The sequence below is a fragment of the Psychroserpens sp. S379A genome (assembly GCF_049800755.1).
Lineage (GTDB): Bacteria > Bacteroidota > Bacteroidia > Flavobacteriales > Flavobacteriaceae > Psychroserpens.
The window spans coordinates 421,762-447,378 of record NZ_JBNAFQ010000001.1 but is presented as its reverse complement, the minus strand read 5'-3'; the positions used below and the strand labels follow the sequence as shown (position 1 = coordinate 447,378).

Annotated in this window: 22 protein-coding genes; 11 read left to right on the top strand and 11 right to left on the bottom strand. The window is 31.4% G+C overall.

From position 1 onward, the window contains the following. Positions 1–138 precede the first annotated feature (138 nt). Both ACP15M_RS01910 and ACP15M_RS01905 read left to right on the top strand, forming a co-directional pair. Positions 139–1,275 (top strand): M14 family zinc carboxypeptidase, encoded by a 1,137-nt coding sequence (locus ACP15M_RS01910; protein WP_425075477.1) that lies wholly within the window; start codon positions 139–141, stop codon positions 1,273–1,275. A 72-nt stretch (positions 1,276–1,347) separates the two neighbouring features. After that, positions 1,348–1,827, top strand: a complete 480-nt coding sequence (locus tag ACP15M_RS01905; protein ID WP_425075476.1) for an Lrp/AsnC family transcriptional regulator — start codon at positions 1,348–1,350, stop codon at positions 1,825–1,827. A 69-nt stretch (positions 1,828–1,896) separates the two neighbouring features. Here ACP15M_RS01905 and ACP15M_RS01900 read toward each other — a convergent pair whose 3' ends face one another. Next, positions 1,897–2,391, bottom strand: coding sequence for a hypothetical protein (locus ACP15M_RS01900; RefSeq protein WP_425075475.1), 495 nt, complete (start codon positions 2,389–2,391; stop codon positions 1,897–1,899). A gap of 142 nt (positions 2,392–2,533) precedes the next feature. Here ACP15M_RS01900 and ACP15M_RS01895 point away from each other — a divergent pair, with 142 nt between their 5' ends. Then, the gene (locus ACP15M_RS01895) at positions 2,534–5,455 is read left to right on the top strand and encodes an FAD-binding and (Fe-S)-binding domain-containing protein (protein ID WP_425075474.1); all 2,922 of its coding nucleotides are present in this window, start codon (positions 2,534–2,536) and stop codon (positions 5,453–5,455) included. Here ACP15M_RS01895 and ACP15M_RS01890 read toward each other — a convergent pair. After that, complete coding sequence (locus tag ACP15M_RS01890; protein ID WP_425075473.1) at positions 5,447–6,289, bottom strand: UDP-2,3-diacylglucosamine diphosphatase; 843 nt, start codon at positions 6,287–6,289, stop codon at positions 5,447–5,449. The genes ACP15M_RS01895 and ACP15M_RS01890 overlap by 9 nt on opposite strands. A 192-nt stretch (positions 6,290–6,481) precedes the next feature. On the opposite strand from ACP15M_RS01890, the gene aroC reads away from it, so the two are divergent. The 7 genes from aroC (at position 6,482) to ACP15M_RS01855 (ending at position 14,215) form a co-directional block, all read left to right on the top strand. Then, positions 6,482–7,543 carry a chorismate synthase gene (gene aroC, locus ACP15M_RS01885; protein ID WP_425076057.1) on the top strand — a complete coding sequence of 354 codons (1,062 nt, stop codon included), beginning with the start codon at positions 6,482–6,484 and terminating at the stop codon, positions 7,541–7,543. Between the two features lie 36 nt (positions 7,544–7,579). Further along, a complete protein-coding gene (locus ACP15M_RS01880; RefSeq protein ID WP_425075472.1) occupies positions 7,580–8,902 on the top strand; it encodes a dicarboxylate/amino acid:cation symporter in 1,323 nt (440 codons plus the stop codon). A 63-nt stretch (positions 8,903–8,965) separates the two neighbouring features. After that, the gene (gshB, locus tag ACP15M_RS01875; protein WP_425075471.1) at positions 8,966–10,003 is read left to right on the top strand and encodes a glutathione synthase; all 1,038 of its coding nucleotides are present in this window, start codon (positions 8,966–8,968) and stop codon (positions 10,001–10,003) included. 27 nt (positions 10,004–10,030) lie between these two features. After that, positions 10,031–10,357: a hypothetical protein gene (locus tag ACP15M_RS01870; protein ID WP_425075470.1), complete on the top strand. Its 327-nt coding sequence runs from the start codon at positions 10,031–10,033 to the stop codon at positions 10,355–10,357. Positions 10,358–10,361: 4 nt separating this feature from the next. After that, positions 10,362–11,192 carry an N-formylglutamate amidohydrolase gene (locus tag ACP15M_RS01865; protein WP_425075469.1) on the top strand — a complete coding sequence of 277 codons (831 nt, stop codon included), beginning with the start codon at positions 10,362–10,364 and terminating at the stop codon, positions 11,190–11,192. After that, the gene (locus tag ACP15M_RS01860; RefSeq protein ID WP_425075468.1) at positions 11,192–12,352 is read left to right on the top strand and encodes a flavohemoglobin expression-modulating QEGLA motif protein; all 1,161 of its coding nucleotides are present in this window, start codon (positions 11,192–11,194) and stop codon (positions 12,350–12,352) included. Before ACP15M_RS01865 ends, ACP15M_RS01860 begins: the two co-directional genes overlap by 1 nt. Positions 12,353–12,355: 3 nt before the next feature. Continuing rightward, the gene (locus ACP15M_RS01855; protein ID WP_425075467.1) at positions 12,356–14,215 is read left to right on the top strand and encodes a type II CAAX prenyl endopeptidase Rce1 family protein; all 1,860 of its coding nucleotides are present in this window, start codon (positions 12,356–12,358) and stop codon (positions 14,213–14,215) included. 154 nt (positions 14,216–14,369) lie between these two features. Here ACP15M_RS01855 and ACP15M_RS01850 read toward each other — a convergent pair whose 3' ends face one another. The 4 genes from ACP15M_RS01850 to ACP15M_RS01835 all read right to left on the bottom strand — a co-directional run bounded on the left by ACP15M_RS01850 (position 14,370) and on the right by ACP15M_RS01835 (position 20,297). Then, positions 14,370–16,280 carry a DUF4139 domain-containing protein gene (locus tag ACP15M_RS01850; protein WP_425075466.1) on the bottom strand — a complete coding sequence of 637 codons (1,911 nt, stop codon included), beginning with the start codon at positions 16,278–16,280 and terminating at the stop codon, positions 14,370–14,372. A gap of 378 nt (positions 16,281–16,658) precedes the next feature. Next, the gene (locus tag ACP15M_RS01845) at positions 16,659–17,078 is read right to left on the bottom strand and encodes a thiol-disulfide oxidoreductase DCC family protein (RefSeq protein ID WP_425075465.1); all 420 of its coding nucleotides are present in this window, start codon (positions 17,076–17,078) and stop codon (positions 16,659–16,661) included. A gap of 96 nt (positions 17,079–17,174) precedes the next feature. Then, positions 17,175–19,340: an endonuclease MutS2 gene (locus ACP15M_RS01840; protein WP_425075464.1), complete on the bottom strand. Its 2,166-nt coding sequence runs from the start codon at positions 19,338–19,340 to the stop codon at positions 17,175–17,177. 84 nt (positions 19,341–19,424) lie between these two features. Further along, on the bottom strand, positions 19,425–20,297 hold the full coding sequence (locus ACP15M_RS01835; protein ID WP_425075463.1) for a cupin-like domain-containing protein: 873 nt from the start codon (positions 20,295–20,297) through the stop codon (positions 19,425–19,427). Positions 20,298–20,394: 97 nt separating this feature from the next. Between ACP15M_RS01835 and ACP15M_RS01830 the strand changes: the two genes are divergently transcribed. Then, positions 20,395–21,060, top strand: a complete 666-nt coding sequence (locus ACP15M_RS01830) for a uracil-DNA glycosylase (RefSeq protein ID WP_425075462.1) — start codon at positions 20,395–20,397, stop codon at positions 21,058–21,060. A gap of 402 nt (positions 21,061–21,462) precedes the next feature. Here the strand turns inward: ACP15M_RS01830 and ACP15M_RS01825 are convergent, their stop codons facing one another. The 5 genes from ACP15M_RS01825 to ACP15M_RS01805 form a co-directional block, all read right to left on the bottom strand. Then, entirely contained in the window at positions 21,463–22,320 is an 858-nt protein-coding gene (locus ACP15M_RS01825) for a substrate-binding domain-containing protein (RefSeq protein WP_425075461.1), read from the bottom strand. 17 nt (positions 22,321–22,337) lie between these two features. Next, the gene (locus tag ACP15M_RS01820; RefSeq protein WP_425075460.1) at positions 22,338–23,210 is read right to left on the bottom strand and encodes a nucleoside phosphorylase; all 873 of its coding nucleotides are present in this window, start codon (positions 23,208–23,210) and stop codon (positions 22,338–22,340) included. Continuing rightward, positions 23,200–24,138 carry a DUF1835 domain-containing protein gene (locus tag ACP15M_RS01815; RefSeq protein WP_425075459.1) on the bottom strand — a complete coding sequence of 313 codons (939 nt, stop codon included), beginning with the start codon at positions 24,136–24,138 and terminating at the stop codon, positions 23,200–23,202. Before ACP15M_RS01815 ends, ACP15M_RS01820 begins: the two co-directional genes overlap by 11 nt. Before the next feature lie 2 nt (positions 24,139–24,140). Continuing rightward, positions 24,141–24,473 (bottom strand): translation initiation factor, encoded by a 333-nt coding sequence (locus ACP15M_RS01810; protein ID WP_425075458.1) that lies wholly within the window; start codon positions 24,471–24,473, stop codon positions 24,141–24,143. Between the two features lie 72 nt (positions 24,474–24,545). Continuing rightward, entirely contained in the window at positions 24,546–25,493 is a 948-nt protein-coding gene (locus ACP15M_RS01805; protein WP_425075457.1) for an isopenicillin N synthase family dioxygenase, read from the bottom strand. Between the last annotated feature and the right edge of the window lie 124 nt (positions 25,494–25,617).

The following is a 25,617-nucleotide window of genomic DNA, read 5'->3' as shown; positions in this document are numbered from 1 at the left end:
CTGTTTTTATAATATAGCTAAGGCTAAAATTTAATTCATGAAGTTTTGATGTTTATTTTTGTAACTAAATGTTGTGTGTGAATTTGTTTACAATTGTAAAAAAGCATTTGTTTACCTTTGTTACTTTCGATATTTTTTATGCAAGAAAGACAACTTAAAACGCTATTCAAATCTTATAAAGAAACCTCGCTTTTTGGACGTTATATTTATACAGATTCTATTTTAAATCTTTTAAAAAGTAACAGTGTTAAATCGCATGTAAGTACAATTGGAAAATCTGTTAATCAAGAAGACATTTATAGCATTACAATTGGTTCTGGTTCAAAAAAAATTTTAATGTGGTCTCAGATGCATGGAAACGAAAGCACAACAACCAAAGCAATATTTGACCTTTTAAATACTTTAATGGCTTCAGAGCAGGTTTCGAAATTCATTTTAGAAGCTTGTACATTGTGTATCATACCTATTTTAAATCCAGATGGCGCCAAAGCTTATACGCGCTTAAATGCAAATAACATTGATTTAAATAGAGATGCGCAAGAGCTTTCGCAACCTGAAAGTAAAGCGCTAAAACAAGTTTTTAATGAATTTAAGCCAGATTATTGTTTTAATCTACACGATCAACGTACAATTTACAGTGCAGGAAACACTAATAATCCAGCTACAGTATCGTTTTTAGCACCAGCTCAAGATGCAGATTGCACAATTACTGATACCAGAAAAGTAGCAATGGAAATTGTTTCTGTGATGAATTCAAATCTTCAACAACAAATTCCAGATCAAGTTGGTGTTTATGACGATGCCTTTAATATTAATTGTGTTGGTGATACATTTCAAAGCCTTGATACGCCTACCATTCTGTTTGAAGCTGGACATTTTCAAAAGGATTATGACAGAGAGATAACACGTGAGTATATATTTCAGTCTTTATTTATTGCAATTCACTATATAGCAAAACAGCTACACATCACAGGTGAACATTATAAGGATTATCTGAAAATTCCTGAAAACCAAAAAATGTTTTATGATATCATTATTAGAAACACTTTAAATCGAGATATTGGCATTCTTTACAAGGAAGTTTTAAAAAATGGTTCTATCGATTTTGTACCAACTATTAAAAAGATTTCTAATTTAAATGCTTGTTTTGCCCATAAAGAAATAGATGCTAGAGGTTTTGAGGTTTTAACAGGTGATGGGAATGTTTTGTTAGAAGAAAGCGAAAACGATTTCGTATTCATTAATAATGAGAATTTTTCATTGAAACTGAAATAAAACAACTCTTCAATGCATTATCTTCAGTTAGTTTGCTTTATTTTTGTATAAAATTTAAAAAAAAACTGAAAAATGGCAAAATACAAGTTGGATGATATTGATCATCAAATTTTAGATATGTTAATCGATAATACTAGAATTCCCTTCACAGATATTTCGAAAAAATTAAAAATTTCTGCAGGAACAGTTCATGTAAGAGTGAAAAAAATGGAAGAAGGTGGAATTATTAAAGGATCATCTTTAACATTAGATTATAAAAAATTGGGGTATTCATTTATAGCTTATGTAGGCGTGTTTTTAAATAATACCTCACAAACTAAATTTGTATTAGAGCGCATTAATCAAATACCTTATGTTACAGTAGCTCATATTACTACTGGAAAATTTAATATCTTTTGTAAAGTAAGAGCCAAAGATACCTCTCACGCTAAAGATATAATCTTTATGTTAGATGATATTGATGGAATATACAGAACTGAAACTATGATCTCGTTAGAAGAAAGTATAAACGATAAAAAACGTTTAATGCATACAATCTTTAACGAATTGTAAATTGTGCATGATACGCATAAAAAAAAAGCCACTTTATAATTTATAAAGTGGCTTTTTTTTAAGTTTAAATTAAAACTGATATCTAACACTTAGCGCAATATCAAAATCTAGATCATTTGTATCAAAATCATCATTTCCAAAACCAATTTCTGGTCTAAAATCTAATGATAATAGTAACGGAATATCAAAGCTATATTCAATACCAATGTCACCAGCTGCAAAAGCAAAAGTTTCGCTATTATCAACTCCAGAAGGTGCATTGTCAATTTTTACAGAGCCAATTCCTGCTCCAGCTCCAGCATACCAATTAAAATTGCCATCTAAGTTCCAAACCCATTGGTATAAACCAGCTAATTTAAAGATGTTGTATTTGCTTCCGTCTCTCCAACCAAGATCTACTTCTAATCTATTGCTTTCTCCTAAAGCTCTTTGGTAGTTAATTCCTGGGCCAATACCATCACTATCGCCTAATCGAAGTCCGATTGCGTTATCTGCTATTTCTTGAGCATTAGATAAAGTAACAACACCAAAGAATGCAAGTGCTACTAAAAATAATTTTTTCATAAAATATTGTTTTAATTAATTAAGATTGCTGCAGACTAAAAAAGTCTGATAATTATATTTCGTTTACTTTCGCAAAAATAACGCCAAAAACCATTTTTTATTCAATTTATTTATAGTTTTATAAACAGATTTATACGCATTTATGATTACTAATTCTCAATTACAAAACCTGTCATCTCAATTAAAAGGTGAATTGTATTTTGATGAATTGATGCGAACGCTTTACGCAACAGATGCTTCAGTGTATAGAATCTTACCACTGGCTGTTGCAATCCCAAAATCTACTTCAGATATTAAGAAACTTATAACATTCGCAAAGGAGCATCATACATCTTTAATTCCTAGAACTGCTGGTACTTCACTTGCTGGACAATGTGTTGGAGACGGTATTGTGGTTGATGTTTCAAAGTATTTTACAAAAATATTAGATATAAATGAAGAGGAGCAAACTGTTGTAGTTCAGCCTGGAGTTGTTAGAGATGAATTAAATCATTATTTGAAGCCTTTCGGATTGTTTTTTGGTCCAAATACTTCTACCTCAAACCGTTGTATGATTGGAGGAATGGTAGGTAATAATTCTTCTGGTACAACATCTATTCAATATGGTGTTACACGTGATAAGGTTGTTGAATTACATACTATTTTAAGCGATGGAAGTGAGGTTGTTTTTTCTGAATTATCTTCTGAAGAATTTCACAATAAAAGAAAGTTAAACACGATTGAAGGTGCTGTTTATAATCAAATTTTTGATGAGCTCATTTCAAAAGAAGCTCAGCAACGCATAAAAAACGATTTTCCGAAACCCGAAATACATCGAAGAAATACGGGTTATGCTATTGATGCTTTAATAAATACTGATGTGTTTTCTTCATCTTCAGAAAAATTCAATATGTGTAAGTTGTTAACAGGGAGCGAAGGCACATTAGCGTTTACAACAAAGATAAAATTAAAGTTAAACAAGCTTCCGCCAACTGAAAGCATCATGATTGCTTCTCATTTTAAAACAATTCAAGATTGTTTGAAGGCTGTTGTTCCTGTGATGAAGCATCAGCTTTTTGCTTGTGAAATGATGGATAAAACCATTTTAGAGTTAACAAAACACAATAAAACTCAGCAAGAAAACAGGTCGTTTATTGTTGGTGATCCTGAAGCAATTTTAATGTTAGAAGTGAAAGGCGAAAACACTTCTGAAGTTAAAGAAAAAGCTGAAAAGCTACTTGATGCCATTGAAGCTTCAAAACTTGCTTATGCAAATCCTTTTTTGTTAGGTAACGACATTGATAAAGCGAATAATTTAAGAAAAGCTGGATTGGGTCTTTTAGGAAATATGATTGGTGATAAAAAAACAGCAGCTTGTATTGAAGATACTGCTGTTTCAATTTCTGACTTGTCAGATTATATTGAAGATTTTACAGCACTTATGCAAAGTCATCAACAAAAAGCGGTGTACTATGCTCATGCTGGAGCTGGAGAATTGCATTTGCGACCAATACTTAATTTAAAAAAGAAAGCAGATGTAGATTTATTTAGAAAAATCACAACAGATGTTGCGCATTTGGTTAAAAAGTATAACGGTTCAATGAGTGGTGAGCATGGAGACGGAATTGTTAGAGCTGAGTTTATTCCGTTAATGATTGGTAATGAGAATTACACTGTTTTAAAACGAATTAAATCTGCTTTTGATCCACATAACATTTTTAATCCAGGTAAAATTGTCGATGCTTTCCCGATGGATCAATCGCTTCGCTATGAAGCTGATAGAGAAGAACCAGAAATTGAAACACTTCTCGATTTTTCAAGTTCGCAAGGCATTTTACGAGAAGCCGAAAAGTGTAATGGTTCTGGAGATTGTAGAAAACTTCCAGAGTTTGGAGGAACAATGTGTCCAAGTTACAGAGCAACACGTCACGAAAAGGATTCTACAAGAGCTAGAGCAAATGCGCTACGTGAATTTTTAACACAATCTAACAAGCCAAATAAATTTAATCACAAAGCGCTTAAAGATGTTTTTGATTTGTGTTTGAGTTGTAAGGCTTGTGCAAGCGAGTGTCCTAGTAGTGTTGATGTTGCGAGTTTAAAAGCAGAGTTTCAGTATCAATATCAAAAAACCAATGGAACTTCGTTTAGAGATCGCTTTTTTGTAAATTCAGTAGCTTACAATGCGTTTGCTTCAAAATTTCCTGCGATATCAAATTTTGTATTAAAAAATCAGGTGACTTCAGCGTTGTTAAAGTCTGTTTTAAAAATTCATAACAATAGGAGTTTGCCTTTAATATCAAAAAGCAATTTTAGTTCCAAAAATAAAGTTGTAAGCTTGTATAAAGTTGAGCAACCAGTAACAAAACATGTGGTGCTTTTTGTTGACGAATTTTTAAGATTTAATGAAAGCGAAATTGCTAGAGATGCTTATTTTTTACTAGTAAATCTTAACTATAAAGTAAGTGTTGTAAGTGATAGACAATCAGGAAGATCTCAAATTTCAAAAGGGTTTTTAGATGCAGCCAAAACTATTGCAAACAGCAACATCGATTTTTTTAAAGAAGTCATTTCTGAAGAAACATCTCTAATCGGAATTGAACCTTCTGCTATTCTAACTTTTAAGGATGAATATTTAAAGTTGGCAGACGATAAAACTTCAGCAGAGAACATTGCAAAACATACGTTTTTGATTGAAGAATTTCTTCAACAAGAAATTAAATTAGGTAATATTACTTCAGAACAATTCAATTTAGAGCATAAAACCATAAAGTTTCATGGACATTGCCATCAAAAAGCATTAGCAAATCAGTCGTCGAGTTTTGATATTCTCAACCTTCCAAAAAATTATAAGGTAACCATTATTCCTAGTGGATGTTGTGGTATGGCAGGAAGTTTTGGTTTTGAAAAAGAGCATTATGACATAAGTATGCAAATTGGAGAGCAAACGTTATTTCCTGCAGTTAGAAACGCTTCTGAAGAAGTGATAATTTCAGCAAATGGAACAAGTTGCAGGCATCAAATTAAAGATGGTACAAAGCGTGAAGCCTTGCATCCAGTAACCATATTAAAAAGGGCTTTACTTTGATTTTTTATGATCTACAATGGTAATGGCAGCAATTAAATCTTTTACTTCCATATCTTTTATGTCCTTATCTGCATAAAACGCGCGAAGCTTATCATTGTTATAGTTGTAGATTTTCCAACGCTTAAATTGATATTCTAAAGCGGTAAAATTTTCAACCCAATCTCCAGAGTTTAAATAAGTTGTTTTTCCGTATTTATGCTCTTTTATGAGCATTTTTGGTTGATGTATATGACCACAAATGACATAATCATAATCGTTTTGAATCGCTAAATCTATAGCAACTTCTTCAAAATCATTAATATATTTTATGGCACTTTTTACGCTATTCTTAATTTTTTTAGATAATGAATAACGCTCTTTTCCCATGCGTTCTAAACACCAATTGGTAAATCGGTTAAGCAGGATTAAAATATCATAACCATAACCACCAAGCTTTGCAAGCCATTTCGCATTTTGAATAGATACATCAAAAACATCACCATGAAAAAACCACGCTTTTTTTCCATCTAATTCTAAAACTAGTTTGTCTACAATAGAGATGTTGCCAATTGTTGTGTCGCTAAATTTGCGTAACATTTCGTCGTGATTACCAGTAATGTAAATAATTTCTACGCCTTCAGCAGCCATATCCATAATTTTCTTGATAACCCTTAAATGCGACTTTGGGAAATACCGCTTTTTAAATTGCCAAACATCTATGATGTCACCATTTAGAATAAGCTTTTTCGGCTCAATACTATTGAGGTAGGTTAATAGCTGTTTTGCATGACAACCATAAGTGCCAAGATGTACATCAGAAATAACAGTAATTTCTACTTTTCGTTTTGTTTTCAAGAGCTACCAATCTTTAATGCACTACAAATAACAATGTTTCTTATTAACTGAAAGTCAACTCACTATTATGAAACGTTAATTTAATTGTTAAACTAAAGTAAAATACTTTTACAAGCTCAAGCTTAACAGATATGGTCATCTGTTTTAGTTTCTTTACTTTTACAACTCACTTAATAAATGAATCTTATATCTATGGCAGGAAATACCTTCGGAAACATATTTAAACTTACAACATTTGGAGAGTCGCATGGTGTTGCAATTGGTGGTATTATAGATGGCTGTCCAGCTGGTTTAGTACTCGACTTTGATGCAATTCAGAGTGAAATGAATAGACGCAAACCAGGTCAATCGGCTATTGTTACACAACGCCAAGAACCTGATACTGTCGAGTTTTTGTCAGGTATTTTTGAAGGCAAAACGACAGGAACACCAATTGGGTTTGTGATTAAAAATACCAATCAGAAGTCTAAAGACTATTCGCACATTAAAGACGTATATCGTCCAAGTCATGCAGATTATACTTATGAAAAAAAGTATGGTGTTAGAGATTATAGAGGAGGAGGACGAAGTTCTGCTCGTGAAACCGCTTGTAGAGTTGTTGCTGGAGCCATTGCTAAGCAATTGCTGTCTCATATTTCAATTAACGCTTATACATCTTCGGTTGGAGATTTGTTTTTAGAAAAGCCTTATCAAGATTTAGATTTTTCTAAAACTGAAACAAATGCTGTACGTTGTCCAGATGAAGCGGTTGCAAATCAAATGATTGAAAAAATTAAAACCATTAAAAAAGAAGGTGATACTATTGGTGGAACTATAACTTGTGTGCTTCAAAATGTGCCTATAGGCTTAGGTGAACCTGTTTTTGATAAGCTTCATGCCGATTTAGGTAAAGCGATGTTGTCGATTAATGCGGTTAAAGGTTTTGAATATGGTAGCGGATTTTGTGGTGCTAAAATGAAAGGAAGTGAACACAATGATTTGCATAATGAAGATGGTTCAACAAAAACGAATCTTTCTGGAGGTATTCAAGGCGGAATAAGTAATGGAATGGATATTTATTTTAGAGTAGCCTTTAAGCCTGTTGCGACAATCATTCAAAAGCAAAACGCCTTAAATAGTTCTGGCGAAATTGTAGAAATGCAAGGCAAAGGTCGTCATGATCCTTGTGTGGTTCCTAGAGCTATTCCAATTGTTGAAGCTATGGCTGCTTTGGTATTGGCAGATTTTTATTTGCTGAATAAAATGTATAAATAATTAATTAATCCTACTACCTTAACGAGATACTATTTTATGAAAAAACTAGCATTACATTGGAAAATTATTATTGGAATGGTTCTAGGAGTCATCTTCGGATTTATTATGAATTCTATTGATGAACAACAATTTGTAACGGATTGGATTTCGCCTTTTGGTACTATTTTTATCAATTTACTTAAGCTTATAGCTGTTCCATTAATATTAGCATCATTAATCAAAGGTATTTCTGATTTAAAAGATATTTCTAAGATTAAATCAATGGGTTTACGTACCATAATTATTTACATGACAACAACTTTGGTTGCTGTGATTATTGGGTTAAGTATTGTAAATACAGTTAAACCAGGAAATGGTATGCCTGCAAATACAATTGAAAAAATTAAGATAAAGTATGCAAATGATGTAGGTGTAACTGATAAATTAGAAAAAGCTAGTGTTCAACAAGATGCAGGTCCTTTGCAAGCCTTAGTTGATATTTTTCCAAGTAATATTTTTAAATCTTTAACTGAAGCTTCTATGCTTCAAGTGATATTCTTTGCATTGTTTGTTGGTATTTGCTTATTACTTATTGGTGAAAAGAAAGCAGAACCATTGGTGAAGTTTTTTGATTCGCTAAATGAAGTCGTCATGAAAATGGTAGATTTAATAATGCTTTTTGCTCCTTATGCAGTATTTGCTTTATTGGCTAATGTTATTATTTCTTTTGATGATACTGAAATATTAGTTAAGCTTTTATGGTATGCAGTTTGCGTTTTTGGAGGCTTAGTTTTGTTGATTGTATTTTACCTTATTCTTATTAGTGTTTATGTCAAAAAATCGCCTTTTTGGTTTTTAAAGCAAATAAGTCCAGCGCAGTTATTAGCATTTTCTACAAGTTCAAGTGCTGCAACACTTCCAGTTACTATGGAACGTGTAGAAGAGCATCTTGGTGTCGATAAAGAAGTATCTGGTTTTGTGCTGCCAGTTGGTGCTACAGTGAATATGGATGGCACAAGCTTATATCAAGGGATTGCTGCTGTATTTATTATGCAAGTGCTTTGGCCTGAAGGTTTAACCTTTACGAATCAATTAGTTATTATTGGTACTTCAGTGTTGGCATCTATTGGAAGTGCAGCTGTACCAAGTGCAGGAATCGTTATGTTAGTTATTGTATTGGAAACAATTGGATTTCCAGCAGAATTATTACCAATTGGTATTGCGCTTATTTTTGCGGTTGACAGACCTTTGGATATGTGTAGAACTGTAGTTAATGTTACAGGTGATGCTACAGTTTCTATGATGGTTGCTAAACCTTTAGGAAAACTGCATAAACCACAACCTAAAGAATGGGACGATCATTATGATGAAGTAAAATAAGTTTAAATCATTACAAAAAAGTTAGTATTTTTAATACTGATTAATCAACCTAAATAATTAGATATGAACGTTTGTTTTATAATGTATCCTTGGGAAGACATTGATCCTGAAAATGATACAAGTTTAACTTTAATTAAAGAATGTGCAAAACGTGGTCATGGAGTTGCGATGTGTACTCCAGCAAATTTGACGATTCGAGATAGTGTCACTAATGCATTTTGTACAGTTATAAGTCGGATGGAAAAAGTGCCATCTTCGTTAAAGTCTTTTTATAATAAAGCAAAACTACGAGAAGAAATGCTGCCTTTGGCTGGCTTTGATGCTATTTTCTTTAGAGCAAATCCGCCTTTAGATCCTATTATGCTTAACTTTTTAGATTCGGTAAAAGATGATGTGTTTATTGTCAATTCTCTTCAAGGCATGCGTGAAGCTAACAACAAATTATATACTGCTGCTTTTGGTGATGCGCATAGTAATATCATTCCGAATACTCACGTATCAAAAAATAAAGATTATTTAATCAAACAGATAAAAGATTCTAAAGCAGATAAAATGATTCTGAAACCGCTTAATGGTTTTGGTGGTTCTGGTGTTATTTTGATAGAAAAATCAGCAATGAGTAACATTAACTCTTTACTAGATTTTTATATCACTAGTAGTGATGGTTCTTCAAATTATGTGATTCTTCAAGATTATATAGAAGGTGCAGAACAAGGTGACATTCGTATTTTATTACTCAATGGAGAACCTGTTGGAGCTATGAAACGTGTTCCTGGTTCTGACGATCATCGATCTAATGTGTCTGCAGGTGGTTCGGTTCAAAAGCATTCTTTGACTAAAGCAGAAAAAGCATTATGCAAACAAATTGGTCCAAAACTCGTTAAAGACGGACTCTATTTTGTTGGAATTGATGTTATTGGTGGGAAATTGGTTGAAGTCAATGTCATGTCTCCTGGAGGAATTACTTATATCAACAAGGTTTATAAATCTAAAACTAAAGTAGAAGAACGTGTTATTGATTTCTTAGAAAGCAAAGTCGTTGACCAAATGCAAGCTTTTGATCGAAGAACTAGATTGCGCAAAACGGTTCAGGATGCTTAAACATATATAATCATAAATATCTATATCGTGAATACCAACTGGACAAAACAAGAATTAGTGGCTTACATTTTATTGTATGTGGCACATTCAGATTTAAAAGAAACTCAAGATGAGCAAGAGTATATTTTATCTCGTGTAGATTCTGAAACTTACCAACATATCAAAAAAGAATTTGATGCTGATAATGACTATCAAAGTATTAGTAAAATTGTAGATGCTGTAAATGCTAATGTAGCCTACAGTCAAAATCCTGCAGAATTATTTGCAGATATCAAGCTCATGGCTTTTGCTGATGGAAAAATGGATCAAATGGAACATGCCATTTATAATAGTTTGAAAAAGATATTGAGTTAAGACCATGGAAAGATTATCTGTTGAAGCGATAATTTCTAAAATTAATGCAGAAGAAACCTTTCATGCTGTTTCTGAAGATTATTCATTGACGTTGAAAATTAACGATTATGTGCATTACGTTTGTGGAGCAGTTCATGATGGACATCAGTTTAGAAAAGAACTTTGGGACAATTGTTTGCATACTGAATATGAACGTTGGTACGAAGAAGATCCTGAAACCAAAACCATGATTGCGTCGCACCCTATTGTTATTGCTGGTTGCGATTCTCGATTTGAGTACGATCTTAACAGAACTCCTGAAGAAGCTGTTTTTGAAACTGCTTGGGGAAAACAACTATGGAAACAACCTTTACCTCATGACCAAAAACAAAAAAGCCTAAATAAGCATGTTAATTTTTATAAAGTAGTTCATGCACTGATTGCAAAACTAGAAGAAAAATTTGGTGTTTGTGTTGTGTATGACATGCACAGTTACAATTGGAAACGTTGGGATAGGGAAGTGCCAACTTGGAATTTAGGAACGTCTAATATTGACAATGAGCGTTTTGGAGAAATGGTAGAACAATGGCGACAATATCTATCAAAAATAGAATTACCACATGATATTAAACCAACATCTAAAATCAATGATACCTTTCAAGGGAATGGTTATTTCTTAAAGTTTATCACAAATAACTTCAAAAATACATTAGTTTTGGCGACAGAAATTGCCAAGGTGTATTGTGATGAGTATGATTACATCATTTATCCTGAAGTTGTTTCGGCAGTAGAAAAACAACTAAAAGAGCAAATACCAAAACATGCTGCCAGTTTTTATAAAAAACATCATATATAATGTCTCAAATTCCTAGTACTTCAGAATATCAAGATTTATTTGATATTGATGGTAATATTGATAGATTGGTTCAAAAAATTGAAGTTCTCAATTATATCAATCCGTTAAATATAGAACGTGAGAAAAAGCAATTCTTTTCGTCTAAATTTAATTATGAACCTGTTTTTAAGTATCCTAAAATTAAATTTAATGGTTATAAGTTGCATCGCTTGTTTTTTTCACAGCGTTTAGAACGTATAGAAGATGAATCTATAAGACAACTTTATGAAGATGTGATTTACGAATATTCTGGTCTAATTGAATGTATTCAAACTATAAATCAAGGACGTAAATTTTATTTTAACAGCTTAAAAAGTTTTGGAACACCTACAGAAAAAGATATCGATAATGCCAAGTTTATTCTTCGTTTTGATGATAGCGATTTTGATGAAGATCTCTTGCCAATGTATTCTGTGGATGATGCTGTAGAGTATTTTAACAACTACTCCAAACGTTACGATTTTAATTATAACATTAAGCTATCGACAAACATTTCGGCAGCTGCAATGGTATTAAACAATACTCAAACTTTAGTCTTACGTAAAAATCATAAGTTTAGTATAAATCAATTAAAAGTATTAGCTAATCATGAAATAGGTGTGCATATGGTAACAACCTTTAATGGTTTATCGCAACCTTTAAAAGTTTTTTCTAACGGATTGCCAAACAATGTAGAAACACAAGAAGGTTTGGCTGTATATTCCGAATATATGTCAGGTTGTTTAACGATGCGACGATTAAAAGAATTGGCGTATCGTGTGATTGCAGTAGATACTTTAAACAAAGGCTATAGTTTTGCTGATACGTTTGATTTGCTTTACAGTCAATATAAACTCAATAGAGACAAAGCCTTTGCTATTACATTGCGTGTGCATCGAGGAGGAGGTTTTACTAAAGATCATTTGTATTTAAGAGGTATCAATCAAGTTTATAATTTTGCAAAAAAAGGAGGAGATTTAAATCCGTTGCTTACAGGAAAAGTGAGTTTAGAATATTTAGAGACTATAAAAAAATTGCAAGATTTAGGATTGGCAATTCCATCTAAGCACTATACAGATGCTTATTTAAGTAATGATAATTCGAATACCAATCTAGATTTTATTTTAAAGAGTTTGAAGTAGCACATGAAACATAATGTTATTGTATTTCTTTTCGTTTTATTCACACTTAATTGTTTATCACAAAACATAAAAGTAAATGAAATAGATAGTTACAAGTTGTTTGTTGAAACTTTAAACAATTCAAAAGACTTACGATATAATGACATTTTAGAGGCTTATAATTCTTATATCAAATCAAATCCAAAAGATGTTGTTGTTCAGGTATATAAATGTAAATTTATTGGAAATGCATTTGTAGATCCTTATGAAGAGTATAATCTTAAATATGAAGAAACGAATGCATGTATCAATGAGCTTTATAAAAATTACCCTAAACATCCTGATGTTATAATCTATAACCTAGAAAATGCGCACTATGAAGATCAAGAGAATTTAATTAAGGAAGGACTATCTGCTTATTATGAAGATAAAAGCACATGGACTTATCAGAAAATTGGGAGATTTTATGAAATAGCCGCACATTTTTATGAAGAAGAAGATGATTTTAGAGCTATTAAATTTGCTGAAGATGCTGAACGCTTTAGTGATAGTCTTGATCTATCCGTTTTGCTTACAAAAGCACATATTCGCAGAGGGAATAAGTCAAAAGCTAAGACACTTCTTATGGACGGTTTATACTATGACAATGATGCGTGGATTCTTCAGCAAAAAGGGAATTTGCTTATAGAGTTTGGTGAAACAGATGAAGCGATAAAGATGTTTGATCGTGTTAAAGAAAAAGATTCTTCCTTCAGTAATAATGAGAGTTTGTATAAAGTTTTCATTGAAAAACAAGATTACAATCAAGCTAGACAGTTTTTAATAAATGATACTATCGATGATTGGAATAAAGCTTCATCGCTTCAAAAATTATTGAATCATGACATATCCTATTCTGATGGTGAGACCACATTGTCATCATACAGGAGAATGCAGGAATTGAGCTATTATGATGATTTTTTCGGAATTAAACGTCTTCAGATTTTTTTTAAATCTCCTTTTAAATTTTGGACAATTAAGGAGCTTTCACACATCGTTTTACTAGTTGGTTTTATTGTGGTTATTTTTCTTCTTCCTTATGTCTGGATTCTTCCCATTTATGCAGCTAATAAGTTTTTAAAACTAAAGCCAATTGCTTCAGATAAACGAATTCCTGTAGATTGGTCGCTTAAACATTTTTGGCTGGTAAGTTTTCTTTATCTCACTAGTCAGGTACTCATGGTATTTATATTCTATTATCAAGACTATATAAATGCATTTTTTGATATTGCTTACACGTATATTGAAGACGAATTTCAGGAAACACAATTGTTTACAGCAAATACAGTTTTAGTATATTCTTTATTAGTGTTTTCTGCCATATTTATGTTTTTAAATAAGAAACGTATGAAATTTGTATTACATACCAATCTTAGGTATTTAAGAGTCTTTGTCTTAAGTATTATGTTTCTTTTATTTAACGCCATAGTTTTAAAATGTCTTAAAACATTTATACCTATTGAAGATGGAATCGGTTTTATTCAATCCTTAAATATGAAACCTGAAATGACTGCGATGCTACATGAATATGGTTTTGGTATTTCTGTACTTGTAGTAGCTGTACTGGTTCCTTTTTATGAGGAAATTATTTTTAGAGGTATTATTTTATCTTCTACGGAAAAGAAATTAGGATTCAAATGGGCAAATGTAATTCAGGCTGTGTTATTTGGAATTGTTCACTTTAACCTTGGACTGTTTTTATTCTATTTTAGTTTTGGACTAATTACAGGCTATGCAGTTAAACGCTCTAATGGATTGCTCACAGGAATCGTATTTCATGCTGTCAACAATTTTTTTGCATTGCTTGCTATTTACATGCTTACCAGATACTTGCCAAATTTTTAATATAAAAAAAGCCTTAAAGCGTAACAGATCTATTAGAAGTTGTTCTAAAACTTATCTAATGTTAGACTTGCATAAGATAAGAACTCGATTCGTTCCTAACTAACGGAAGTTAGGCTCAAGCTGATTGTTTTGCTTTAAGGCTTCAAAATAGTACTTACAGATTTATTTGTTTGTACTTAGGGTATTTTAATGTATATGAAAACTTATATGTTTTTTTATCATTACTAGGTAAATTAATCTTCCATGTTAAGATGCCTTTTTTGTCATCATAATCTGATGTACCTGTTTCAATGTCATCTACTTTTATGGCTTTGTTTTGACTTATCGGAATTCTATCAAACAACACTAAATCTATAGCTGAAGATTTGTTATTCTTTACTTCTATATCGTAATGCTTTGCAATAATTTTGTTGCTACCAATAAACGCGTTCTTTTTATAATCTTTAGGTTGTGTTCGCTTAACAACTACATTTGGATCTACACCTAATGAAATAGTCATATGCTCAGTAGAAGCCTGTGGATTGATAAATGTTTTTCCTGAATAACTGCCTTCAAAATACACATTGGTCTCAGCTGGTAATAAATTGTATTGTTCAAAATCTTCAATTTTAGCAGTTAGAAACACATTTTCATTTAACAAAGGTGCAGCAAAATAGGAGTAGGATGCAGGTATTGAATACTTATCTATTTCTATAACTGTGACATCTTCGTTTGAAGAGATATCGTATGGTTTACTAATATCAAAACTAATATTGGCGATGCCTTCTTCTATAACATCACCATTAGATGTATAATTTTTAGGTTCAATATAAGGTTGATCATCAAAGTCTTCATCAATCATGCTTTGCACACTGTTATTATAACCTGATGTATTTGATTTAGATTTTTGTGTTCCATAAGCCATTACTACAACTTCTTCTAATGCATTAGTATCTTCTTGTAAGCTCACATTCATAACCGAAGCATGAATTGGCAATTCTTCAGTCATCATGCCTAGAAATGAATACACTAGAGTGTTACTGTGTTTTATATCTATTGCATATTTGCCATCAAAATCGGTTTGTACTCCGTTTGAAAATCCTTTTTCTATCACACTAACACCAGGAAGCGGAAGTCCATCTACTGAAGATAATACAACACCAGAAACTTTTCTAACGGTTGGATTGTAATTGTAGTTTTCACGCTTAATAGCTCTACTACCATAATAATTTGAGTTGACAAAGTTTAAGTATTTCGGATTTACTTCTGGCTTGATATTATTTGTATTAGGATTACTTGTTGAAAGCTTAAGTTTTACATTATTCCAATCTTGACCTGTATTTTGGTACACATGTGCTTTATAAGCCAATTGTAATGGTGATTTTACATCATTAGCCTTTAAATCATATATTGGAAACCAACCAGCTTTTGTGACATTATAAGTGATTGTTAATTCTAAATTGGTGTTTACACTTGAATTGAGCTTTAATTTAATTTCTCCAGTTTGGAGTTTGTTATCAACATTATATTCTTTTAGTTGATTATTGATGTCGACAATATCTTTGTTTAGTTCTAGCTTTTTCTGATTTGACTCGTAAATATTAGTCTTAATTTCAGTAATTCGATTTCTGTAATAGCTTGCAAATTGTTTTAATTTTTCAAGGTTTACAACCTGATTTTCATTTCCTAAAACTCTGTTGCTTTGAATAATGTACATTTCTTCATTATAGCCTTGAATTAAGTGTTCTTCATATTGAATATTGTCATTTAAAGCTTTTATTTTCTGTTGTAGCTTTTCAATCTCAACAGTGTTTTTTTGTTTTGTCAGAAAGTTTATTCCGTAATTAATTGATAGAATAGATGTGTTCTTTAATCCTGAAACTTGAATACTGCTTTCTTGAATATTAGGAGATAATTTATCAATACTTAATTCTGTAGTACCCGATTGAAGCTGTACAGATACAGTTCTCGTAATTTGAGCACCATTTAAAAATACTGTAACCTCTTTTAATTTTGAAGTTGTGTTTGTTTTGCTTGCAAATACAAATGAAGACGTTAGAAAAAGTAATAGTAAAACATGTTTCATGTTATTTAGGTTTTAAATTCATTATAAAATTAGTTATGTAATGAAATGATTAAAACCAATTATGAGTGTAGCTTATTTTTGATTGAGTAAACCTATAACTTTGGCTAGAGAACTGTTTTTAAGTGTATAGACTTAAAAGCATGCAACTCATAGATGTTTTTTACAATTCTATTTTTTTTAACAACTTTTTTTTGCTTTACACCGATTAAATAGATTGATTTTTAAGGCTTTATGTATGTTTACAGTATCAAAATAATGTGCTATTAATCATTTTACCATGTTAGATAATCCTACAAATGATTAATGATAAATTTTTAGAGTTAAATTAGTTTTAATTAGTTGTTAATTATTAAAGTCCTTTTGAAAGAAAGGACTTTTTTATGTTAAAAACTTAGCGGTTAACTCAGGAGTAGGAATCATACAAGCCTCTTTTTTGCCATACCATTTGTAGCGATTTTTAGCCACAAAATCATAAACCCAATTCCTTATAAATGTTGGAATAATAAAAAATACAGCCAATAAATTTCTTGGGAATCCTAAATGTTTTGCTATATGTAATGCAGCACTAGACTTTACAGATAAACCTTTGCCTTTAGAATACAATAAGATAGAATCTGTTTTAGAAGTATCTATATTGAACTTGTCTATAATTTGTTTACCAGCATCACTTTGTAAAGGTGCAAACATAAAACGGTTTGCTTTATCATGTTTAATGACATACAAAACGGAAGAATTGCAAAGATTGCAAACACCATCAAACAAAATAAGCTGTTTATCTTTTGGAAGATTTTCTATCACAATACAAAAATACGAGATAGATTTATAAGGTGTTTAAAAATTGCGTTAAATCGTCTTTTAATGTAAAGTAAAAGACAAGTCTTTTTTTGTGAATAGTTACTTTTTAGCCTCAACCAATTCTAATAGATCCAAATTAACATTAGTCGTGAAAATGCCGTAGTTGACTATGGCTTTTCCTTTCTCAATGGTGTCTATCGAACCAATAGCTTTGCCATCAAACATACGTACGCGATCACCAACTTTTAATATTGGTTTAGGTTTTTCTACTTTAGGAGCTTTAGCTTTTGCTGCTTTTTTCTTTTTTCTGATAACAGCAACCTTCTTTTCAGCTTCTTGCTTGACTTGTTGCTCTTTAGCTTTTTCGGCACGCTTTTGTTTGGCAGAAACTTTTTTACGTTTTGAATTTTCTATCTGAACCAACTTAAATAATTCGGTCATAAGTTCACGCTTACGCTTGTTGTCGAAGTATTTTTCTGAAATATCATTAAATTTTTGTCCGAGATATATGAGTCGTTGATTGCTATCATACAATTCCTGAAAGCTTTCTAATTTTTTCTGAACCTTCGCATTAACTTCTTCAAGTTTATCAGCTTCAGATTGTTTTTTCTTTTCGTTTTCTTTTAATGAACGTTCGGTTTTTTCAAGCTTGCTACGCTCTTTTTGAAGTTTAGCAATAGTCGCATCAAACCTTACTTTTCCGCGTTCAATCTTCTTTTTAGCACGATTAATTAAACGATACGGAATTCCATTTTTTTGAGCGACTTCAAAAGTAAAAGAGCTTCCTGCTTGACCTAAAACAAGTTTAAACATAGGTTCTAGGCTACGTTCATCAAACATCATATTGGCATTTTGCATGTATGGTAACTCGTTAGCCAAAACTTTCAGGTTAGAGTAGTGTGTTGTAATAATTCCGTAGGCTTCACGATTATAAAATTCTTCCAAAAACGTTTCAGCTAAAGCGCCTCCAAGTTCAGGATCACTTCCAGTACCAAACTCGTCTATAAGAAATAAGGTATTCTTATTGCATTTCTTCAGAAAATAATTCATTTGCTTTAACCTGTAACTATACGTACTCAAATGATTTTCTATAGATTGATTATCTCCAATATCACTAATAATTCTGTCAAATAAACAAATAGTACTTTTTTCATGCACAGGAATTAGCAATCCGCTTTGTAGCATGATTTGAAGTAAGCCAATTGTTTTAAGCGTAATACTTTTTCCTCCAGCATTTGGTCCAGAAATAACTATAATTCTGTTTTCGGGATGAAGTATTATTGATTGAGGAAATGTTTTCTTGCCTTCGTTTTTATTTGACAAATAGAGTAGTGGATGGTAAGCATTTTTAGCTTCGTATCGCTTTTCATCATTAATTTCTGGAAGCACAGCATTAATAGATTGTGCATATTTTGCCTTGGCATAAATGACATCTAAAGTGGTTAAAAAACTTTGGTACGATTCTAAAACCAAAGTATAAGGACGCACAAACTCTGTTAACTGACGTAAGATTTTATCGACTTCTTCTTGCTCTTCAAATTCTAAATTGTTGAGTTCTCGAGCATATTGAAAAGTCGTTTCGGGTTGGATATAAACAATACTTCCTGTTTTACTGCTGCCTAAAATGCTACCTTTTACTTTTCGTCTATACATAGCCTTTACAGCAAGAACACGTTTGTTTTCAACTACAGATTCTCTAATGTCGTCTAAATAGTCAAGGTTATGATAGGTGTTTAATGCTGAAGTAAAACTCTGATTTATTTTTCCTCGAATGGCATTAATCGATTGTCGTAATTGATATAATGTATCTGTTGCATTGTCTTTTACATCACCAAAGCGATCTATAATACTATCGATTTCTGAAGCCAATTGCTTAATAACTTCTATGACTGAAGATGACTGATATAACGAAGGATAGTATTCTTCAAAAGTTTTTAAAAACTTTAGAATGTCTGAAATAGTAATCGTTATCGACGCTAACTTCTGAAAACTCTTAGTTTCTAAATACGAGTTTTCGATTTTTAGAAGTTGTAGCTCTTTAATAATGGGTTCAAAACCATGATTAGGAATTCGGTTATCATTATAAAATGATGATACATACTCGTTGGTAAATTGCAACGATTGCAAAGCCTTTTCCTTTGTTGTTAACGGAATGATTTTTAGGGCTTCTAATCTTCCTAAATCAGTAATACAACATTCTGACACTTGTTGTAAAACAGTGCTAAACTCTAAATCTTGAAGTGTTTTCTCGTGAATGTTTATCATTAATGCTTCAGTAAAGGCAATAAAAATGCAAAGTTACTTATTAATGATGTAGGAATAAAATGATTTTTAAGTCCAAATTGTATGCTAACGTTTGACGCGTTTTCCTTCTTCGTTAATATAATGACAAACACAATCCTTAGAGCCATATAAACCAACACTATGAAGCTTACGCTTTATAAGTTCAGAAGTTTTCATTTTAAAATTATCGAAAGGTGTAAATGCAAAATTATTTGAGCTTATCGAAATGTCAAGACCATATACGCAGTGCCACCATGTTTGAGGAATAAATAACATTTCTCCTGGATTAATAATCGTGTACTGAACATTAACATCTTTAAACAATGTGTGTTTAGTTTCATCAAAATCTTCCATATTAACATCACTTAAACGCGAACCAGGTTCATATTTTTTACTTGGATACATAGATTCTGAGTCTTTAGGGCTTACTAAAAACACAAGTTTTCGACCTTCAATTAAGGCTAAAATATTGTTCGCTAAGCGGTCTGTATGCCAACCTGTTAATGTGCCAGGAGGACCAATCCATAATGATGTTGAGTTTCTGACTGTATTTTTTGAAATCAATGAAAAATCAACATGTTCTAAAAGTTCTGGGAACATTTTAGCAATAGGCATGTTTCCTAAGTAGGTTTCGGTTTTAGTGTTTCGTATTTCGTTTAAATAATCTTGGAACGCACCAAATTGCCAATTGGTATCATTTTGCCTAATGTTGCCTTTATACATAAAGGTTTCTTTGTCTTTGCCAATTTTTTCGAAATAATCTAAAGACCAGAGTTCTGTAGCTTTCCAATGATCCATCATTTTCGTAATCTTTACAGGAGTATTTTTCTTTAAATAGTTTTTAAAGAAATCATCATGAGTAATACTGTCAATGGTTTTAATATCCTGTAAAGGTGTATTTAAAATACCTTGAACTCTTTCTATAATGGCTTTTTCCATGATTGGTGGATTTTACGTTAACGAATATAATATATTTGCCTTTACAATTTTATGACATTTTTCATATTTTAGACAACTAGAATCTTTTTTAGATAAAATGAATGTAAACATACACGAAAGCTGGAAAAATGTGCTCGTTGACGAATTCAATGCACCATACTTTAAATCTTTAGTCACTTTCGTTAAGTCTGAATATAAAACACAAACATGTTTTCCTCCTGGAAAACAGATATTTTCTGCTTTTAATTATTGTCATTTTGAAGATTTGAAAGTCGTGATTATTGGTCAGGATCCATATCATGGTATTAATCAAGCAAATGGATTGTCGTTTTCGGTAAATGATGGTGTATCGCATCCTCCTTCACTAATTAATATTTTTAAAGAGATTGAAGCAGATTTAGGTATTCCTTATCCTGAATCTGGAAATTTAGAGCGTTGGGCAAAACAAGGTATTTTATTACTGAATGCAACTTTAACAGTTAGAGCACATCAAGCTGGTAGTCATCAAAAAAAGGGTTGGGAGCGATTTACAAATGAAGTCATCAAAACGATAAGTAATAAAAAATCAAATATTGTATTCTTACTTTGGGGTGGATTTGCCAAGCAGAAATTAAAGCTCATTGACACGCAAAAACATCATGTGTTAACTTCAGGGCATCCTTCGCCATTAAGTGCAAATAGAGGCTATTGGTTTGGTAACAAACACTTCAGTATGACTAATTCTTATTTAGCAGAAAAAAACATTAAATCAATAAACTGGTAAAAATGACAACTGTAAAAACAGTGTATTAGCTTCCTGTTGGTGCTAATTGAGGACTTGAAGAAATCTTTTTTGTAGGAATTGAAGTTTTAGATATTTTAGAAGGCTTTAGAATCGTAGGTTTTTCAATAGGGTTGCTTTTAGTAGTTTTATTGCAACTGAATATAAGTAGTAGGAAATTTAATGCAACTAAGAAAGATAGTGTTAGAGTAATTATCATTATCATATTCGTTAGAGTTTTGTTAAGTTAATTGCACATTCAGGTTATAACAAATGTAATTAAATTTTTGAAAAATAGAAACTTAAGAGTAAAAACATTAGACTTTAGCTTAGTTGCAATTTAATCTTAGTTAAAATAATTTCTCATTAATAGAACAGTAAGATTGGTAAAATTCCTACCTGAACTTATTTAAAATCATGAATTAATTGAGAGTAATCTATAGTTTTAGAAATAATATCTAATTCTAATAATTTATCTTGAACTTTCACAATAGTAGCTTCATCTATCAACTCTTGTGACCATTCGGTTAGTGATAGCCATTCTTTTACATCACTTAACTTTTGATCGTATCTATTAGCGATTGTGACATCAATACTCGGAATGGATTTAAACTCTTTCGTTGTGCTGTTAATGATATTCAAAATAGTCTTTACATCGTCTTCATTAGTTTTTAAAAATTCAGTATTAACAGCAATAACAAAACAAGGCCAAGGTGTTGGACAATCATCTATTCGTCTAAAGGTTCCATTATCTACTAAAGGCTTTGTGGTAAACTTTTCCCACATAAAATAATCTGCATTTCCATTAGTTAATCCTTCAACAGCTCCATCTAAATTTTTAATGACTTCAAAATTGAGATCGTTTTCAAGATTCCAATCATTATTTTCAGCATTTATATAAGCCATTAAATGCGAGCCAGAACCATATCTACTAATAGCAGCTTTTGTTTGTTTTAAATCGTTAATGGTTTGATAGTCTGAATCATGTGCTACATGAATGCCCCAAATTAAAGGAGACTGTACAAAAGTTTGAACAATTTTACTTGGATTACCATCAATGATATCTTTAACGATACCTTCAGTAAGAATGACAGCCATATCAATTTCGCCATCACGTAAACCTTTATTCATAGCTCCAGTACCTCCAAAATAATCTTTCCAACGTAGGTTTATACCTTTGTCTTTATACTCACCATTTTTAAGCGTTAAATACCAAGCTAAGTTAAAATGTTCAGGAACTCCTCCTATATTGATTCTTTTCATGTATTCAAAAAAGATAATTAGATGTTTACAATACGTTCTAAAGCGTAATGTATTAAATTTTCTACCGTTTGCTTTGGGTCTTTACTGAAATTGCCATTAGGTCGATTTGCAATTATTGCACTTAAAGATAAAGCTTCGTGTCCTAACAGTTTTGATAAACCATAAATGACTGAAGTTTCCATTTCAAAATTAGTGATTCTAAAATCTTTATATAAAAAATTATCAAGTTTAGAATTCAGTGTTGCATCTTGAAGAGGTAATCTTAAAACGCGTCCTTGAGGTCCATAAAATCCTCCTGCAGTTCCTGTCATTCCTTTATATACTTGGTCGCTATCAAAATGATTCTCTAAGGACTGACTATTATTGATTACAATTGGTCTTGCTTTATTTTCATTCCAATTTGTGTGGCTTATAAATGCATCTTCAATCTCTGGATTACAAATGTCATCTATTTGATAAAAATGCAACATACCATTAATATCCAATCCATGAGTGCTAATCACAAATGAATCTACAGGTACATCTTTTTGAAGAGAGCCTGATGTTCCTATTCTAACAATATTTAAGCTTGTTAAATCTGTTTTTGGCTGACGCGTTTTTAAATCGATATTTACTAAAGCATCTAGTTCGTTAAGAACAATATCTATGTTATCTGGACCAATTCCTGTTGAAATAACAGAAATACGCTTGCCTTTATAATAACCTGTTTGGGTTTTAAATTCTCGCTTTTGAGTCGAAAAGTCTATACGATCAAAATGTTTTGTTATTTTTTCAACACGATCTTGATCTCCAACAAAAATGATAGTATCAGAAATGTTTTCAGGTTTTAGATTTAAGTGATATACACTACCATCTGGATTTAGGATTAATTCGGAATTTTTAATGGACATTAATAGGTGTTTTTATAAGTTTATTTTCGTCTTGATTGAATTGAAAGTCTAAGCGATTCAATCCACCATAAGACATATTGTTATTAATTTCTTGTGCAACATTATGTATTTTTACTAGCGCTTCATAACCTTGTCTGTTAAGCTTTAGCTGTTTATTGTCTTCATCAAAAAATAATGATAATTTATGAATCATACGCTCTAATTGTAAATCTCCATAACCATAAAATCCTTGATAATTTAAAATATAACCTAAGAGGTGATGCTTAGATTTTATGTCGTTATCACGAACAATTTCTAAAATGTTTTTTTCAAGACTATTTAACCCACTTTTAGAATCTGGAAAACGTTTTAAGTGCGCTTTTAAACAATTGCTTAAATATTTAAATGATGATTTTTTTGTGATATAAGGTTTAAATAAATTGTGATCTTTACCACAATAGATACTCCATAAAGTAATGGCAAGATCTTTGTCATTTTCAGATAATGTTACGCGATTGTCATAATGTTTATATAGTTGCTGTGGTGTGAGTTCAGACAAACCTTTTAACATTTTTTCACCTTCAATTCGTCCACTACACACTAAATAGAGTGGAAGTTGGATTCTTTTTTGATGTAATAAATTTATAACTCCTAACAAGTTAATGTGACAGAACAAATCATATTCAAACCATAAGACAATCTCAGTATAATTTTCAATAGCGTCTAATTTGTTGATTTCAGATTTGAGCTCATCTAAGTTTACTTCAATATTGTAAAACTCATTTAAAAATTGTTGTCTAGTTTCAATAAACTCATCAGAATCGATTTGTAATATGGTTGGACCTTCGCAGAGCATTTCTTGCCACGTTAAGACATCACCTTTAATTTCTAATTCATCAAGAACATCTGTTAATGAGTTGCCATTTGTTATATGAAGTGTTTTTTTCATACTTAACCACCAACACGTTTAACTGTAAACCCTTTATCTTTTAAAATTTGCATGATTTTGTCTCTGTAGTCGCCTTGAATAATGATTTTATCATTTTTAAAACTACCTCCAACGCTTAGCTTTTGCTTTAATTCTTTAGCCAGTAATTTGAAATCCTTATCAGCTCCTGTATAACCTTCAAGAATAGTTATAGGCTTTCCTTTGCGTTTTTCGTATTTGCAAATAATAGGATTGTCTTGAAGCCAAATGCCTTGTTTTGAAGTGTCCTTTTTTTCTGAAACCTCTTCAGAAACATGGTCCGGAAACAAATTTTTTAATTGATCTTGTAAATCCATAATTTAAGTATTCACAGTTACTTAGTATTAAGTTTTCACATTTAGTTAAACTGAATACTAAACACTAGAGCCTTATTTCTTAAGTCCAAGTTCTATTAAACGTTCATCAAGAAATTCTCCAGCAGTAATGTCGTCAAATTGCTTTGGGTTATCTTCATCAATACAACTTTCTAAAACATCTAATTTCATTTCACTAATTGGATGCATAAAAAATGGAATAGAATATCTTGAAGTTCCCCAAAGTTCTCTTGGAGGATTTACAACACGATGAATGGTAGATTTTAGTTTGTTATTTGAATGTCTTGAGAGCATATCACCAACATTAATCATTAATTCATCTGGTTCTGCAATAGCATCAATCCATTCGCCTTTATGGTTTTGTACTTGTAAACCTCTTCCTTGAGCTCCCATTAAAAGCGTAATTAAATTTATATCTCCATGCGCAGCTGCACGAACTGCATTTTCTGGTTCGGAAGTAATTGGAGGATAATGGATCGGTCTTAGGATAGAGTTTCCATTATGAATATAATTATCAAAATAAGTTTCTTCTAAATTTAAATGTAAAGCCAAAGCTCTTAGCACATACTTAGCGGTCTTTTCAAGCATGCCATAAGTTTCTTTACCTACTTTATTAAATTCTGGTAATTCTTCAACAATAACATTTTCAGGATATTCTTTAGCGCGTTCTGGATCGTCGTCTACATATTGACCAAAATGCCAAAACTCTTTTAAATCACCTTCTTTTTTACCTTTAGCACTTTCTTTTCCAAAAGAAATATAACCACGTTGACCAGCAATACCTTCAATTTCATATTTACGCTTGGTTTCTACTGGTAAACTGAAAAAATTTTTAACTTCTCCATAAAGTCTGTCTACTAAAGCATCATCTAAAAAGTGTCCTTTTAATGCTACAAAACCAATGTCTTCATAGGCTTTTCCAATTTCGTTAATAAATTTTTGCTTTCTATTTGGGTCTCCCGAAATAAAATCTTCAAGATTTACGCTAGGTATTCTATCCATTGTTTAAAATATTATGTTATTACTGCAATACTACAAAAATAACGAAAACATCGTTAAATTCATATAGCATTTATATCCCTAAAAAAAATAAAGATTAAAGTCTTTTCAATCAATTTTTAGTTAC

Bases quoted from the DNA above. Each gene is read 5' to 3' on its own strand.
- aroC (WP_425076057.1), top strand. From the start codon at position 6,482: ATGGCAGGAAATACCTTCGGAAACATATTTAAACTTACAACATTTGGA.
- ACP15M_RS01805 (WP_425075457.1), bottom strand. From the start codon at position 25,493: ATGGATAGAATACCTAGCGTAAATCTTGAAGATTTTATTTCGGGAGAC.
- ACP15M_RS01830 (WP_425075462.1), top strand. From the start codon at position 20,395: ATGAATGTAAACATACACGAAAGCTGGAAAAATGTGCTCGTTGACGAA.
- ACP15M_RS01905 (WP_425075476.1), top strand. From the start codon at position 1,348: ATGGCAAAATACAAGTTGGATGATATTGATCATCAAATTTTAGATATG.
- ACP15M_RS01825 (WP_425075461.1), bottom strand. From the start codon at position 22,320: ATGAAAAGAATCAATATAGGAGGAGTTCCTGAACATTTTAACTTAGCT.
- ACP15M_RS01900 (WP_425075475.1), bottom strand. From the start codon at position 2,391: ATGAAAAAATTATTTTTAGTAGCACTTGCATTCTTTGGTGTTGTTACT.
- ACP15M_RS01895 (WP_425075474.1), top strand. From the start codon at position 2,534: ATGATTACTAATTCTCAATTACAAAACCTGTCATCTCAATTAAAAGGT.
- ACP15M_RS01840 (WP_425075464.1), bottom strand. From the start codon at position 19,340: ATGATAAACATTCACGAGAAAACACTTCAAGATTTAGAGTTTAGCACT.
- ACP15M_RS01860 (WP_425075468.1), top strand. From the start codon at position 11,192: ATGTCTCAAATTCCTAGTACTTCAGAATATCAAGATTTATTTGATATT.
- ACP15M_RS01865 (WP_425075469.1), top strand. From the start codon at position 10,362: ATGGAAAGATTATCTGTTGAAGCGATAATTTCTAAAATTAATGCAGAA.
- ACP15M_RS01880 (WP_425075472.1), top strand. From the start codon at position 7,580: ATGAAAAAACTAGCATTACATTGGAAAATTATTATTGGAATGGTTCTA.
- ACP15M_RS01835 (WP_425075463.1), bottom strand. From the start codon at position 20,297: ATGGAAAAAGCCATTATAGAAAGAGTTCAAGGTATTTTAAATACACCT.
- ACP15M_RS01910 (WP_425075477.1), top strand. From the start codon at position 139: ATGCAAGAAAGACAACTTAAAACGCTATTCAAATCTTATAAAGAAACC.
- ACP15M_RS01815 (WP_425075459.1), bottom strand. From the start codon at position 24,138: ATGAAAAAAACACTTCATATAACAAATGGCAACTCATTAACAGATGTT.
- ACP15M_RS01820 (WP_425075460.1), bottom strand. From the start codon at position 23,210: ATGTCCATTAAAAATTCCGAATTAATCCTAAATCCAGATGGTAGTGTA.
- ACP15M_RS01850 (WP_425075466.1), bottom strand. From the start codon at position 16,280: ATGAAACATGTTTTACTATTACTTTTTCTAACGTCTTCATTTGTATTT.
- gshB (WP_425075471.1), top strand. From the start codon at position 8,966: ATGAACGTTTGTTTTATAATGTATCCTTGGGAAGACATTGATCCTGAA.
- ACP15M_RS01810 (WP_425075458.1), bottom strand. From the start codon at position 24,473: ATGGATTTACAAGATCAATTAAAAAATTTGTTTCCGGACCATGTTTCT.
- ACP15M_RS01855 (WP_425075467.1), top strand. From the start codon at position 12,356: ATGAAACATAATGTTATTGTATTTCTTTTCGTTTTATTCACACTTAAT.